The following is a 15,328-nucleotide window of genomic DNA, read 5'->3' on the forward strand; positions in this document are numbered from 1 at the left end:
CGGCCCACTTCAAAAACTCGCGCCGGTTCAGAGCCCCCGAGTCGCCGCGCTCCTTCTCTTCTCCTTCGGACATCGGTCTCACCTCCCGACTCCTCATCTCGGAGGCGTTCCAACCTGCATTGTGACACCGGAAGACGGAAAGGGAGTACGAAAGAGTGGGCTTGTCGGGCGCATTTCCTTGACGCCACCTCCGAGTCCCGCGTGCAGCCGAGTCATAATCGGCGAAGTCTGCGGCCTTGGAGGTCTTCGATGGACATCTGTCAGGCGCTGAAAAGCCAGTATCACGCGGCGTTGGCGATGCTCAAGCAGTGCATCGAGCGGTGTCCGGACGACCTGTGGGCTGCGGGGGACCGTCCGCGCTCGTTCTGGCGCACCGCCTATCATGCTCTGTTCTTCACCCATCTCTACCTGCAGCCGAGCGAGGCGGACTTCGTGCCGTGGGAGCTGCACCGCGGCGAGTACGAAGACATATGGCCCGACGAGTGGCCGGACGAAAAGCGGCCGGTGCCCTACACCGAGCAAGAGTTGCTGCAGTACTGGAGCCAGGTAGATGCCATGGTGGACCCGGTGGTGGACAAGCTGGACCTGGACTCGCCGACAACCGGCTTTCACTGGTACGACATGCCGAAGCTGGACCACCAAATCATGAACATCCGCCATCTCCAGGGCCACGTCGGCCAGCTCTCGGAGCTGCTAATGGCGGCGGGCGTGGACACGGATTGGGTGGGCGGTCGCCGGGGTGGCAGATAGCACGGGGGCTCCGAGTTTTCGTGCTGGTACCCGGGACGGGATTCGAACCCGCGACCTTCGGCGTGAGAGGCCGATGTCCTGACCGCTAGACGACCCGGGCACCTTGTTTCGGGATAGTGAGCTTACCTCTTGGACGGTCGGAGGGTCAATCGGGAGCCTTGTGGTATTGCACGAGCCTGCTCGCACTTTCGTCCTGCCACTCTGGAGTCGACCCCTGGGTGGGGAGGCACACTACCAAGGCGCGAGCGGGCTCGAAGGAAGCGGTCGAGGCACTCCCACGGGCCAGGACGCTGGGCCCAGCTTCGGCAGGGGCGGACGCAACGCCGCCGAACCCAGACCGGTAATCTGCGTCAGAACCGCAAAGCGCCGCGAGTGACACGCGGCCGTGTCTGGAGACCGAGAATGCCCATGCCTGCGTTCGTTCCGCCAACCGTTTGTGTCGTCGCCCTGCTCGTCGCCACAGCCGCGCCTGCTCAGGATCTGCCCCCAAGCCTCGACCTGCAGTCTGCGGTGCGCATCGCCCTGGAGCGCAACGGCCTGGTCGGGGCGAGTCGGTTCGACAGCGATGCGGCGCGCGCCAGGGTGATTCAGGCTCGGGCTTCCTACTTCCCGTCCATCGTGCAGAGCTATGACTACACGGACAACGTGGCGAACGACTACGGCTTGGAGGGCACCTTCGCGAGCCGAAGTTACCGTCAGACGAACCTGAGCCTGAACGTCTCGTGGACCCTGCTCGATTCGGGCCAGCGCAAGACCTCGTTCGACAGAGCCAACACAGCGTATGCGGCCGCGCGGCTAGAAGAGAGGCAGCAGCGCCGGAACATCATCTACGAGACGACTTCGGGCTTCTACGAGGCGCTGCGCGGACAAGAGCTCGTTCGTGTCGCCGAAGCGCAAGTGCAGCGGGCAAAGACCATTCTGGAGATAACCAGGGCCCGAGTCGAGGAGGGCGACACCGCAGCCAAAGAGATCCTGCAAGCGGAGGCCGACCTGGCCAACGCCGAGGTCAGCCTGATTCAGGCTCGCATCCGTGCAGGCACTAGCGAGTCCTCGCTGAAGGCGGTAATGGGGATCCCGGAGGACCGGACGCTTCCGCCCCTAGAGGCGCCGCCGGCCCCGAGCGTGCCGGCGCAGCTACCGCCTCTGGATACTTATGAGCAGTCGGCCCTCTCGCAGCGGCCGGACCTGCTTGCCCAAGAGCAGAACCTCCGCTCTCTACGCCTCGCAGTGCAGCAGGCCCAGTTGGATCAACGCATCACCTTCGAGCTTTCGGCGGGATACTCCCGGCGCTGGGAGACGCAAGCGGGCGACAACCGTAGGCTTACGCTGATGGCGAGCATTCCCATCTTCGACGCCGGGCTGCGGCGCGAGAACGTACGCGCATCGGTGGCATCCGAGGAGTCCGCACGTCTTCGCTACGTGCAGCAGCAGCGGACCGTGCGGGCAGAGGTCGAGTCCGGCTACCTGGAGCTGACACTTCGAGCGAGCGCGCTTCGTGCCGCAGAGGTCGCGCTGCGGGCGGCACGGGTGAACTACGAGGCTGCGGAGGAGGCACGGCGACTCGGTGCGGCGAGCCTGTCCGAAGTGATCAACGCCCAACTTGCACTGGTGACTGCGGAAACGAACTCCGTGCAAGCGGTGTATGACTACTATGTGGCCGATAGCAGGTTGGCACTAATCAGCGGGCAGGCGATGATAGGGGAGACGCCGTGAGTGTGCTAATCGAAACCCGTAGCATCTACAAAGACTATCGCATGGGCTCCAGCACGGTGCACGCACTGCGAGGAGTGGATGTCACGATCGGGGACGGCGAGTTCGTGGCGATCATGGGCCCGTCCGGTTCGGGAAAGTCCACGTTCATGAACATCATCGGCTGTCTCGACCGACCGACCTCCGGAGAATACATCCTTGCGGGCGAGAAGGTGTCGGACCTAAGCGACAACCGCCTGGCCGAAGTGCGTAACCGAATGATCGGGTTCGTGTTCCAGACCTTCAACCTTCTAGCGCGCACAACGGCACTGCGCAACGTCGAACTACCACTAGTGTACTCGGGTGCACGTGGTCGAGCAGCGATTGCCACGCAAGCGCTGCACCGGGTCGGTCTGGCTGATCGCATGCATCACCGGCCCAACGAGCTTTCGGGTGGGCAGCAGCAGCGTGTGGCGATTGCACGTGCCATCGTGAACGACCCCAAAATCATTCTGGGAGACGAGCCGACCGGCAACTTGGACACGCGAACCGGCGCAGAGATCATGGCTATCTTTCAGGACCTGCACCGCCAAGGCAAGACCGTCATCATCGTCACGCACGAGCACGACATCGCGCAGCACTGCGAGCGCATCATTCGCTTCCGCGACGGGCGCATCGTGGGGGACGAGCGCGTGGAGGCCCCGATTGACGCACGAGACGTTCTTGCTTCCCTGCCACCCGCCGAAGACTAGACGCAGCTGCTGCACGGGGCGGGTAGACTCCTGAAACGATAGGAGGCGCCCCCATGTTGCTTCTCTGCACATTCCTGATCGCCTCGACGCTCTCCACCCAGCCACCCGAAGATTACACCGAGACCCCCGACCTGTGGAGCTGCGGCGCGTAGGACTGGGCTCCAACGAAGCCCGGCTCTATCCGGTTCCCGACGACGCCCAAGTCGGTAAGTACGCGCTCGCGCTCAACTACAACTACGGGTACGAGCACTATGCGGTCTTCCCCGAGTGGCGGGATGCGGGCTGGGACCTGCGTACCACCGAATACGTGGAATTCCAGGTCAAGCTGCCGGCCGAGACGCAGTGGCGTGGCCCCAATCCCACGCTGTACCTGCGCAGCAACGATGGTAGCTTCGTCCGTATTCGCCCTTCGGACAGGCGATCTCTGCCCGTCGATGCTGCGGGTAAGGGCTGGCAGACCGTTCGTGTTCCACTCGCCGAGTCGCCGGAGTGGGAACGTGTTATCTGGTTAGGTGGTTCACTGCGGCGAGTGGACTTTATCGAGTTGGCGTTCGTTGGCGGTGGGTCGGGTGGCGCGGCGCACAGCATCCTGATAGACGGAGTGCGCTTCGGGTCTGCGATGCTGCCCTACACCCCACCGAACGAGGCGATCACTGAAGGGCGAAGAGCGACACTACTACGGCCGGCCGTTAGGTCTTGCGGTGTGGAGCGATAGTGGGCAGGGAATCGCTGGATGCCCTGCATCGAAACCCGGTGTTCGCCCAATCGATCACTCCACCGTCAGCCACGTCCATCCGCGCGCGGGGATCTGCACGATGACTTCGATGCACCTATCCCTATCGAGTGCGTAGCACGCAGCATCGCCGTCCTCGATTCGCACGATGGCCTTGTCCGATAGGCCCGTGTAGTAGAGTGGCAATCGGACGGAACGCGTAATGACCTCACTCAGAGGGTTATAGACCATCGCGAGCGCCTTCGTCTCGAGGTCTGGGTTGACATGCATCATGCAGTCGTAGTCACGGCCGTCCGGTCTTCGAACGTGGATGATGTCGGAGTTCAGAATGTCACGATAGCGTTTATAGAATGCGACCCAGCGGTGCACGACCAACTTCGTAACATCAGTGTCGTAGAGGCGTGGTCCACGATAGCAAGCGACGACTCCGGAGCCGAAGTTCTGCGCGAGGTGGGCCTCATAAGCGTCGAGGTGTTCTTCCAGGGGCTCCAACGTCGCAGCCGGCCCACCTCCATGATACTCGACGAGGGGTAGCATCATCCAGCCCATGCTCGGGGTCTTCTCCCAGGTACCATCGTATATGTTCTGTCTGGCGATCACGACCTGAAGCTCTCGTGGGAGAGACCAGTTCTCCTCCCTGTACCCCATGCCGGTTTTGTTACTGCCGGAAAGGAAGTACCAGTCTGGTGCATTGACGTAGATCCCACGCCTACGGCACTCTTGAAAGAACTCACGCTGACGCTCCCAGTTCACCCGAATGGAATCCTCGTATCCAGTGTGATACTTGTGCTCGGTCGAGTGGCACGGATATCCGTGGTACGGTCCGTCCGTCTCGATCACATCCATTTCCGTTTCAGTCATGAACCGCCAGAGCCGCTCGAAGTACGCGTCGCTGTGTGCCGAGCCGAGACATAGGCTGGGTGGATAGACTTGCTGCACGGCGTCGTGCTCGCTGCCATAGCTGGCTGTGGAGCAGAAGAGTATGTAGCCACCTATCTTGATACCTCGCTGGTGGGCATACGCGAAGTCGGCCTTGTATCGAGCCACCTCTTTCGGATCCTCAGTCAGCATGTCGAATCCGCTCCAGAAGGTCAGTATGATCATCTCGAACCCAACCGCTGCACACTGGTCCACAGCACGGCGGATGGAGTCGGAGTCGGAGGCCCGGAGATGCATGAAAACTGGATTCTCCTGCACCCAAGGCGCCAACTTGCGATACATCCTTCTGCGTGCGAGTCCTTGGCGTTCACGATCATCGCTGTCGTGGAGCAACTCCAGCGTGCGAAAAGACGACCACTTCTCGCCCGGGGCTAGCGTCTTTGCAGGGCCCAGTGGATAGCGACTGCTCATTAGAGTCCGGTGATCGCCCATGCCGGTCTGATGACCATTGTCCTCGTGGTGCCAAAGGTCGTCGAGGCCTTTCGTGGCGATGTGACGTAGCGCATCACGATGGTAGTACTCCTGTTGAGATCCGAACGCCGCGGTCACATACTGGGGGTCGTTCTCCCAGCGCGTGGTGACCGTGTTGTGAAAGCTGTAGTCGCTCTCTACCAGCAATCTCGGAGCCTGGTCGGGTGTCACGGCTAGCTGCTCGCAGGTCAGAGCACCCACTGTCACGGGATGATCGGAGTAGTTCGCGATCGTTACGCGTTTATCGAAACAGGGCAGGCCATCGTAGAGCTCATAAGCGACGGTGATGCGGATGTCGGCCTCCATCGATTTGGGAGCCTCGAAGTCGAGCAGTAGTCTGATGCCCTTCGGAGGCCAGGGTGTGTCGGGTGCGCCGTACTTTGGCGCCCACGGAAGGGATGCGGATGGTCGCTCGACCCGGTGCCGCACGTATTGGAAACCAGTGACATCGGGTTTCAGATCACTCAGCCATGCTGCGTCGAGGTAGCCGTGGTCACGAAGACCTACGAGCCCGCCGACCTGGTACGGCTGGCCGTCCAGCGTGACGATTGCCTCAGGACGAATCGAACGAAGGAACTCCATACCACTTCGCAGTTCGACCATGCTGTAGCATCCGAGCCCCGGCTTCAGTCGCCAGATGCGACGAACCAACCCATTCTGCAAGACGAGATTGCTGCCATCAGTGGTTACTCGAGCTATGAATCCGGTGTCTCGAACGAGCCAGTCCTGCATAGTCGGCAGAGGCTGATCGGCGGCTAGACAGATCATGCAAGCTATCTCCAACAACATGCTCGCAGTATACAGGTAACACTGGGATACGAGTCAAACCACGGTGCAATTAGCGACGGATCGGTCGAACGCTGACAGAGGAATAGGCGACGTGACCTCGGCAACTCAGCAGTCCGACGTACCCTGTCTGCCCTTCCTCCAATCTCACAGCGAGAGGGAGGTCCGTGCCGATCTTCTTGCCGTTCACCCAAACGTCGTAACTGCCTCTGCTGTTGTACACGTCTATCGCGAGGGTGTGAGGTGTGGAGTCGCGTACGGTGATGTCGGTGTTCAGCACATGCTTCAAGCTGAAACCGCCCTGCAGCGGTCCACACCACACTTGCTCTGGACCGGAGAACCGTACCATCTGACTCTGGGTGATGGCATAACGCGACGCCGAGTTAAATACGAAACCGGTCTCGTAGATGCCCTCGACCAGATGCGATACGGCCTCCACGCGGTAGTCTCCCGTCAGCTTGACGTTGAGCGTGCTACAGAAGTCGTATCCGTTGGACGACAGCTCGTGGTACTCGCCGCCTTGTACCTGCCAGGAGCCGGAGATAGGCAGCCAAGCCGGCAGGCCCATACTTCCATTGGGATAGCGACTGAAGTCGTCCTCGTAGGTACCGTTTCGGCCCTGGTCCTCGAATGCATTGCTTGCAGATCCGGCTGCTCGCCTGACGAGCGCGTCTCGCACTGTGGATGTCACATGGGGCTGGGTCAATCGCGATGCGAGGTCCGCGAGCGACTGGGCGTCGAGGTCTGCGAGTGTAGCCAGGAAGAACCCCTTGCCGATCGGCTTGCCTACTATCGTAGCAGCGCCAGGCTCGGTCGAGGGGTGGGCCAGCGCGCCGAGTCCGCTGAACACGTACATGCCCGACGCCTTCGTCTCGAGCAGTCCCAGAGATGCTAGTACACCCTCTGCTCCCGTAGCCGGCACGCTCGGTGTCTGAGGCGAGGGTAGCACAGCATATCGCGCCTCCGATAGCAGGTTCCCGAACCACTCGGACGACGTCTCACCCGGTTTCACGAGCGCCACCACGCCACCAGCGAACATGTACTCGCTCAGTAGTCGTGAAAGCTCTGGATCGCCCCACCACTTCGCATACTTGAGCGAGTCCGTTACGGAACGTGGGCCCATCAGGAACACCTTGGCATTCGGACTGCCGTCCGGACGCAACAGAAACGGGCGCAACCAATCGGGACTAGCCGGCATGAAGGGTGTAATGATTCGTGTACGTAGCTTGTCCTTCAGCAGATCGTAGGTCCTAGCGTCTTGCGGGCTCGTCTTGCGCGGCTCCTGCAACCACAGCACGACGTCGTGGAACGGCACCTTGTCGGGTACGACGTAACGGTACCTCTCTCGCACTGGTTCGACTGGTTTCACTTCGCCAGGCTCGTACCGGACCTCGATCTGAGTGGGACGAGAACCGAGAGCGATAGCGAAGGTCGCCGTCGAGACATCCCATCGGTTGCGCGGTGCCACCCACACCTCCTTGCCGCTCACTCGGACCGACAGAATCGTGGCATGCGGTATCTCGGTGGTGAAGGCGATCTCTGGTGGCTGCCCCCCAGCCCAAGTTAGGACGTACTTACGAGCCGAGCCATCGTCGGTGACTCGGATCCCGAGGCGGCCCTTGCCGACTCGTTGGTTGGTCACGCTCATCTCTTTCCACCCACCAGGCAATCGTGGGCAGAGCGAGATGCTGTCACGACCGACGTCGGGGTCGAGGCCCGTTAGGTAGTAGAGTGCGGCGTCTGCGTTGATACCACCCTCCCAAGGGCGTATGCGATGACCGAGGAAGTCCGTGCGGTATCCGGTCGGCTCGGTTAGGTGCTTTTCCGTGTACTCCCCGCTCGGAGAAGCTACGGCTACCATGGCGCTCAGCGTCTTCTCCGCGAGAGGATGATGCACCGCTGCGAGGTTGTACAGGAACATGCCTGGCAGCATACCGACGTACACCTTGAGTGTCTCTGTGGCGTCGAGCAGTCCGTTGGGGTTGTATGTGTACTTGATGGTCTCTGTAAGATTGGAGATCGCCTTCGGTTCTTCCGGCCTCAGATACCCTATCCACAACGGGTTCAGATTGACTGCGGTAAACGGAGGCTGGTGTCGATCGAGCGAGACCATGCCCATTGCAGGGGAGTAGAACCCTCGCTCCGGCATCCAGTAGTCTCGTTCGCATGCGGCCCGACTGTCCCGAGCGATCTTGCGGAACTGCTCGGCTTCTGATTGTTTGCCTAACAGCTTGGCGAACTCGGTCAGGATTTCGGCAGAAACTACGAACTCCCACGTGCTATCCGCGCTGTACTGATCCCAGTGCACGTGGTCGTTTGGCTCTGGGAAGACGGGGGAGTTGAGCACCTCGAATCCGGGGTAGATCCAGGTCTCGTCACCGTGGTGGGGGAAGCGATAAAGCGTGTTCGGGATCGGCTCGATGTATGCATAGTTGATCGTAGTGTAAGGTACGCCCTTCTCGTCTATCAACTGGCCCATCAGGCAGCGCTTCAGGTACTCCCAGTGCTCGCGTATCGGTGCCAGGTCACCCGTGAAGCGGTAGTACCACGCATGTTGCATGATCAACCACGAAGGCGTCTCCACTCGATCTGTGCGTACTGCTGACCAGTCGAGTTCGGGGTCCACCGGTCGAGCGACGTCTATGTCCATCGGGAACCAGTTGGGGATGACCTTGTTGTATGCCGAGGCTCGATAGTAGAACTCCAGCATCTTGCGTGCCGTCTCGAAGTCACCTATTCGAAGGTAGTACTTGAAAGGTCCGACCGAATCGCGCACCCATACCCCGGCAAAGAACTCCATGGGGCCCGCCGCTTTCTGCGGGTCCGCAGTCTGTACGCGGACCGATACGGCCGTCTCCTCCAGCAGGTCAGTCAGCCGCTTGTCGGGGCAGTCTAGTCGAACTGTCGTGGCCAGCCACTGCCTCCACCCATCGGCACATCGGGCCATGAGTGTGGAGGCCGGCTGTCGGAGATCAGCGAGTGTATGCTCGTGGTCGTCATCCTCCGCCATGCTAAAGACCAGGTACTGCGTGCGAACGGCCTCGGCACCCGGCGCAATGGTGCCGATTTCGGTGGAGATCACACCCACTCGGTCCGGCGTGGAGCTGGCCTCGAATGGCTCTAAGAACCCGGAGAACAGCTGCCTGGTAAGCCCCATTGCGTGACCATCCGTCGAGCCCTTGAAACTGTCGAACAGCCTGCCATCCTTCACCTCCGTGCGGTGCACCGAGGCAGTAATTCGGATGGGACCGATCGGCGTGTCGCCGAGGTTTCGCACCGACACCGTTCGCAGCAGTGCCTTGGTGCCGAAGGGCGCATAAGTGAACACGCGCATGGCGACGTTCTCGGCTGTCAGGTCTACCACCACGATCCCCGTACCGCGGATGCGTGACATGGTAGCAGATTCGAATGTTACGTTTTCGCCGCCCACTGACAGCGCGACGGTACTCGGCCCGAAAGCGGACGTGTTGTTCATCACGCCGGCGAGCATGATGTGCGGCCCCGTGATCTGGTGGAGAGCGGCGGCCCAAACGTTGGGTCCCATATAGCCGAACACCAACCCATTGCCGACGGGACGCCATCCACGAAGTTCCTGCCCGGCCTGCACCGTCTCGCTCCACACGCTTGCATCTTGGGTGCCTTGTAAGGCGACTCCGACCGTCGCCAGAAGAATAGTTACGAAATGCATCTCACCCACCTACCTGGACAGCCGGAAGTAGCCATACTCGCAGCTTCCGAACATCTCGAACGCGTAACCCGGATCGGCGTCTCGCTCCGTGGCCGGTAGGCTTGCACGCACCCACAGCCGAATACCCATCTCCTTACCGGGCTTCGGCGTCAGCCCAACTGCGTCACACCGTGGGATCGCAATCTCCATGCAGTACCACCCTTCGGCATCGCGCCCCCATGCCCATTTGGTGTCACCTGCTTTGTCATAGAGTGCATTCGTCCAATCGGGCACACCCCTCTGCTGAACCGGCTCCACGTTGTTCCACACCATGATGCCTTCGGCCCGGCGCACTTCGTTGGCAGGTGCAGAGGTTTCGTCTCGCGGTATCTGAACATGCAGGCGCAAGTTGTCCGCTCCGTGGAAGTATCCATCCGCGTTGCAGTCGAGCTGTGGGGACAACAGGAAGCGGAAAGGCGCACGTGCCGCGATGTATAGGTGCTCATCGTCCCAGTTGAGATACGTCTGCATCCGGTAATCGGCCCCGGGCGGCGGCGGCATGGCAGTACGATAGATCGACCCCCTAGGAAATGGGGTTACCGCGTTAGGTGTCGTGGCGAAAACGTCCCACTCTCCCGAATCCAACTTGCCATCGATCTCGGGGGACCTCTTCGGCCGATCGTAGGCATAATCGAACACGGCAAAGGGGTATTTCAAGTCGAATTGCTTCACCAGCATCGGATGCTCGTGGCCGCGAACCGCTGGGTGCATCGTAGACGCCGTTAGATTCTGCAGGTCGTTCAAACCATTGCGGTACGAGTTCGGATCGTTCTGGTTCGTACCGGCCCGCTTTTCGTCCCATATCGCTCGCGGCTCGTCGTCCGGCACGCCGTCGGCATCTCTGTCGGCTGTCACGACCAACTTCCCGAACGCTAGGTTGAGAAAGCTATCACGCGGCATCACGCGGAGGGTGTATGCCAGGAAGTCGTAGTTCTCGCCAAAGCGGCCGGCCAAGCCCCACGGCATGTCAGCACTCTGGTAGCCTCGCGTGCCGGAAGCACCCATCCATCCCTCGGTCAAGTGGTGAAACTCGTGGGTGCTCAGCCACATGTCACCGCCACCGGCAAAGCAACATCCCGTGGTATGAGTGAGCTTGCCTCCCCACCACGGAGTAGGCCACGGATACGCATAGCAGCAGTTCCCGCCGATTACTATCACGGCCCCGAAGTCCGTAGGCTGCAAACCCTCCCGTGTTGCCAGCGTAAGAACGTCGCGGAACACCTCTTCGCTGCTGGAGCCGAGGTGGGTGAAGTCCACCGGACGCTCCACCTTCAAGTACATGCACTTGGGGTCCAGGCGGAACATCGAGTTGGTCCAGTAGAACATGCGCATACCCTCGTGGGTCCGGACCACCTGATCGAACCAGGCGTCGTCACGTACGGTGGGCGGCGGGACCGTGCCAGAGGGATCACGCTGACTCTCGAAGGTGACGTTAGCATACGCGATCACCGCGACCGGGACCTCGGAGTATGCCATCATCCCCTTGGGTGGCAACGTAGTGAATCGGTAGTTAGTGGAGAGACCCTCGGCAGGGATGGCACGCACCGGGGAAGACACGGCATAGGTGTATCGAGTGGCCGGGCTCAGCCCCTTGATCTCTACCTTGTGGTCTGTTCGTGACTTGCCGTCACCGAAAACCTTTGCGTATGAGTAGTCCGCAGAGGGAGGTAGCGTTGCACCCACATGGATGTCCAAGAGGTGCAGCTTCGTGGGAGTGGGCAGGTCGGTACGCCAGCTAACGGTTGCAGAGTCAGTTCCTATTCTGCTTACCACCGGCTTCGTCTCCGTGAGCTTGGGCGATAGGATTACGATTCGCTTTTGCCACCCATCGGCCACGACGAACTGCCCGGAAGAGTCAATGGCAATCTGCTCGGCGAAGACACCTCCTGCCATCGAGCCCTCGTAACTCGCGATTCGCTTCCCGTCGGTACCAAACGTCTCGACCCGCTCACCCGTCGAGACGACGAGATTGCCTCTTCGATCAGCGGTGACTGCCCGGACGGGCACTTTCAGATCGATGGCATCCGCCATGCCACTTGCCAGGTCGACGATGTGACACCGAGAGCCGTCTGCAACGTACAACTTGGAGCCGACGATGCTCAAGTGCCTAGGGTAGCCGAGCCCGACTTCCTCTCCCTTTCTGGACGCCACCACCCCTGAGCTAGTTAGGCGATAGAGAGCGCGACCAGGCGGATCGGAGAGCCAAATATCGCCGTTGGGGGTAACCGCGATGCCATAAAGGGCACTCGACCCGGGCACATCCCACTCGCCAGAAGAACTACCATCTGCTCGGAACTGCTTGAGCCGGTTGTCGCCGGCATCTACCACGTAGATAGTACCCTGAGCATCACAAGCCACAGCGACGGGGGAGTGCAGCACTCGGTCGCCCAACTCCTTCACCAACACCCCATCGGGAGTTACCACCTGCACCACTCCAAGTGTGCGCACCGGATACGCGATGTTGCCATCCGGTAACACCGTTACCGACTCCACCCACTCGGGCATCACCTTGCCACGCGGCTTCGCCCGCCAATCCACGCCCTCTGGGACCGACACGCGAACGTCATCGAACTGGCTGTGACCCATCGAGGATTGCAGGCCCACATAGCCCGCTCGATGGTACATAGGCGCCGCGTCTACGATCTTTCGCCCGTCCCAGTACACGTCGAAGGTGCCACGCGAATTCCACACGTCCATGCGCATCTCGTGCCATGTACCGTCAGCATACAAGGACCCGGACGCACCTCCCGATCCGAGGAAGTAGCGCCCCTTCATCCAACCGTACATGATAGGCACACTGCCATCGAAACGAAGCATGTTACCGTTTTCGCCGGTGCGCTGATCTGCCACGTTCCAGTAGAGCCCGCTGCCTGCGCCTCCGCCTACCAGACGCACGCGAGCCTCGATACGGTGGTCACAACGCAGGTACATGTCGCGTACCACGGCACCGAGATCGTATCCGCTGTGATCCTGGTTCAATACTCCGTCCTGCACATACCAATGGCCTGCGAAAGCAGACCAGTTCCTAGCGAAAGCCTCGTCACCGGCCGAGAAGTCGTCCGAGAAAATGGTCGTCCAGCCCGCGTCCTGGGGTGCTGCTGGGGCCGAACTAGCGGCGAGAAACAAAGCATAGCTAACGAATGCCGCAAAGATATGCATCATCGCCTCCCAAAGCGCTGGGCTCGTGTTCGTCGAGGGCTCCGTGTATCCTGCTGGAGTAAGGGACTGATTGCCTTGCGAACGGAGGCGACGACTTCCGGATAGGAGGTCGTGGGCTCTTCGGGAGACTCCTCGATGAAGCGCCTAGCGATGTCACGGCACGCATCGTGCAGCCACTTTGCCGAAGGTTGCATGCCTGCCCTGCGGCACTCTCTCAGGTGCTCGATCAGGATCTGTATTCGTGGCCGATAGTAGTGCTTCACGAGCTCGTACATATCACGCCTGGCGTAGTCTAGTAGCGTATCGTAGTGCTCGAAGTCTATCAATACCGTATAACGTGTGCGTATCTCGCGCTTCGCCTCGTCGCGCGCTATCTCGAAAGGCGGTGCGACCGCTCGTTCGATCTCCTCCTGAATCCGATACTCGGGCAGCAGTGCAGCAATCTGCTGAACGGCGTCCAGACCTTGCAAAACCTGCCTTGCTGTCGTCTCGAACTCCTCCTCATGCTGCACGGACCATAGCCGAACGATAGTAGCCGTCACGAAATTGCCGGCATACTCCTTTGAAATGTCGACCAAGTCTCGTCGATAGCAGGCCTCCGACTCTAGTAGGTACGCTGCGGCCAGAGCAGCCTCCGTGGCCTCACGCAAGGCAGGCACGAAGCCGGCTCGCTTACGCCACCAAGGCTTGTCCGGTTCGACGGGCGTGAACTGATACACAGGTCCATGCCAATCGTTCGTGTCGTACCAGGAGTAGACGGTCTCGATAAGTCGCTCGAGAGCGAGAAGCATCGCATCCGCTCCCTCCTCGCCATATCGTCGAACGGTATAGTCCCTCAGGAAATCCGCCAACGAAACACCCTCGGGGTTCCAGGCCAACTGACATGCGAGATCGTAGTAGAGCGCATTGTGACGTATCGCCTCGGGCGCATGATACGACCACTTTGCGGATGGGTACCCGGTGGCTTCCCGCGCGCCTTCTATCAGGCCCCGCACGTCGCCGTGCAAGTGCGTGTTCCCACCGAAGCAGTGAAAGACCGTCCAACCCCAAGTCTTGCCGAAAAACCCATCGGTCTCGCGATATAGCTTCGTGAGCCCGTCGCTGGTAGTGTAGTTAGCAGTGAGGTCGTTCAGCACCAGCATATCGTCCGGAAACGGTTCCAGCACAGCCTCGATGTGCTCCAGCGGCCAGTACTTGCGCTCCACGAACCCCCACCCGCTCACGATCCACTTCGCATCGGGGTTGTGCCCCCGCAGGGCGGAGACTGCGGCCCGCGAGAATGCCCTCTTGGCCTCTTCGCGCTCCTTCGGCGTGCCGGGCGGCTCCATCTCCGCATATACGTCCAACGAGTACAGGTCGGATGGGCCGTATAACTGATCCGCAAGACTCAGCCTCGTGGATAGTAGTTGCTCGAATAGGGGATCGGATGGATGCAAGAAGAGCTGCGGCGCATAGTCGAACCACTGCATCTCGAAGTAGGTCGCCTGTGGGTGAACTTTTCGAAACGCCGGTGGTACGAGTCCGGTCGTACCCGCTGGTGTCACGACCCGGAGTCCTAGGTCGCGTGCATACTGCGCACACTGCCAGCCCAAATCCGCATGCACACGCTCCATTCGATTGGGTGAATCCGCCGGAACACTCATCGCTCGGAGAGCCTCATGGTCGAGAACCTTGGCTCCAAGCGATATATGCAGAACATTGAAACCTCGCTTGACGCTCCACTCGATCTCACGTCGCCAATCGGCCCAGCCCCAGAAGCATGAGGTATAGAATGCCGAACAACCCTGCAAGTTCTGACGACCATCGAACCGAGGTAGCCTAACTTGGTCGATCTGGGGCAGCGTGAGAGTGTTTCGAACTGGCACCCGTTCGTGATCCCCGAAGAAGCCGACATGGCAGTATTGGGCTAGCAGATGATAGACCGCGTACAGACATGCAGGCTCCCGTCCGCACGCCAGTAACAGGCATGGCGCACCCCGATGTCGTGTGCTGACCAGTGTAAAGCCGTCTGTCCTGTCGAGCCCATCGGGCAAAGTAATCGATCCGGCGCCATGCAGCTCGGCGATGATCGGATGAGTGTATGGCATTCCTAACAGGATGTTCGTTATATCCTGGTCGAACCGGTCGCAAATCGGCAGGCAATGGCCGGTGATAGCATGAACGTACTCGCTTAGCTCCTCGGCTGCGCGTCGCTCCAGGCGCGAGGCGTTGGCAGAAAGTACGATGCCGGCAACCGGCCCGTCGTCTGTCACGATAGGTAAAGTGCTGGGCGTCATGGGGTTCTCCGAAACCCGACTCGGTGTCCCCTCTCGATTCGACACG

General features: G+C 60.5%; 8 protein-coding genes and 1 tRNA gene. 4 read left to right on the forward strand and 5 right to left on the reverse strand.

Annotated features, from left to right (window positions below; genetic code table 11):
• The first annotated feature begins 249 nt into the window (after positions 1-249).
• Complete coding sequence (locus HRF45_04350; GenBank protein MEP0765757.1) at positions 250-750, forward strand: DinB family protein; 501 nt, start codon at positions 250-252, stop codon at positions 748-750.
• A 24-nt stretch (positions 751-774) separates the two neighbouring features.
• On the opposite strand, the gene HRF45_04355 is transcribed toward HRF45_04350, so the two are convergent.
• Positions 775-850, reverse strand: a tRNA-Glu gene (locus HRF45_04355).
• A gap of 302 nt (positions 851-1,152) precedes the next feature.
• Between HRF45_04355 and HRF45_04360 the strand changes: the two genes are divergently transcribed.
• The 3 genes from HRF45_04360 (at position 1,153) to HRF45_04370 (ending at position 3,906) form a co-directional block, all read left to right on the forward strand.
• Positions 1,153-2,463 (forward strand): TolC family protein, encoded by a 1,311-nt coding sequence (locus tag HRF45_04360; protein MEP0765758.1) that lies wholly within the window; start codon positions 1,153-1,155, stop codon positions 2,461-2,463.
• A gap of 41 nt (positions 2,464-2,504) precedes the next feature.
• Positions 2,505-3,191 carry an ABC transporter ATP-binding protein gene (locus HRF45_04365; protein ID MEP0765759.1) on the forward strand — a complete coding sequence of 229 codons (687 nt, stop codon included), beginning with the start codon at positions 2,505-2,507 and terminating at the stop codon, positions 3,189-3,191.
• A gap of 133 nt (positions 3,192-3,324) precedes the next feature.
• Positions 3,325-3,906 (forward strand): hypothetical protein, encoded by a 582-nt coding sequence (locus HRF45_04370; GenBank protein MEP0765760.1) that lies wholly within the window; start codon positions 3,325-3,327, stop codon positions 3,904-3,906.
• Between the two features lie 54 nt (positions 3,907-3,960).
• Here HRF45_04370 and HRF45_04375 read toward each other — a convergent pair whose 3' ends face one another.
• From HRF45_04375 to HRF45_04390, 4 genes are all read right to left on the reverse strand, one after another.
• On the reverse strand, positions 3,961-6,102 hold the full coding sequence (locus HRF45_04375) for an alpha-galactosidase (protein MEP0765761.1): 2,142 nt from the start codon (positions 6,100-6,102) through the stop codon (positions 3,961-3,963).
• 70 nt (positions 6,103-6,172) lie between these two features.
• A complete protein-coding gene (locus tag HRF45_04380; GenBank protein ID MEP0765762.1) occupies positions 6,173-9,808 on the reverse strand; it encodes a hypothetical protein in 3,636 nt (1,211 codons plus the stop codon).
• Positions 9,809-9,817: 9 nt separating this feature from the next.
• Positions 9,818-13,009, reverse strand: coding sequence for a hypothetical protein (locus HRF45_04385; protein ID MEP0765763.1), 3,192 nt, complete (start codon positions 13,007-13,009; stop codon positions 9,818-9,820).
• On the reverse strand, positions 13,006-15,282 hold the full coding sequence (locus HRF45_04390) for an alpha-N-acetylglucosaminidase C-terminal domain-containing protein (GenBank protein ID MEP0765764.1): 2,277 nt from the start codon (positions 15,280-15,282) through the stop codon (positions 13,006-13,008). The genes HRF45_04385 and HRF45_04390 overlap by 4 nt, the downstream gene beginning before the upstream one ends.
• Positions 15,283-15,328: the final 46 nt, after the last annotated feature.

The sequence above is a fragment of the Fimbriimonadia bacterium genome (assembly GCA_039961735.1).
Taxonomy (GTDB): domain Bacteria; phylum Armatimonadota; class Fimbriimonadia; order Fimbriimonadales; family JABRVX01; genus JABRVX01.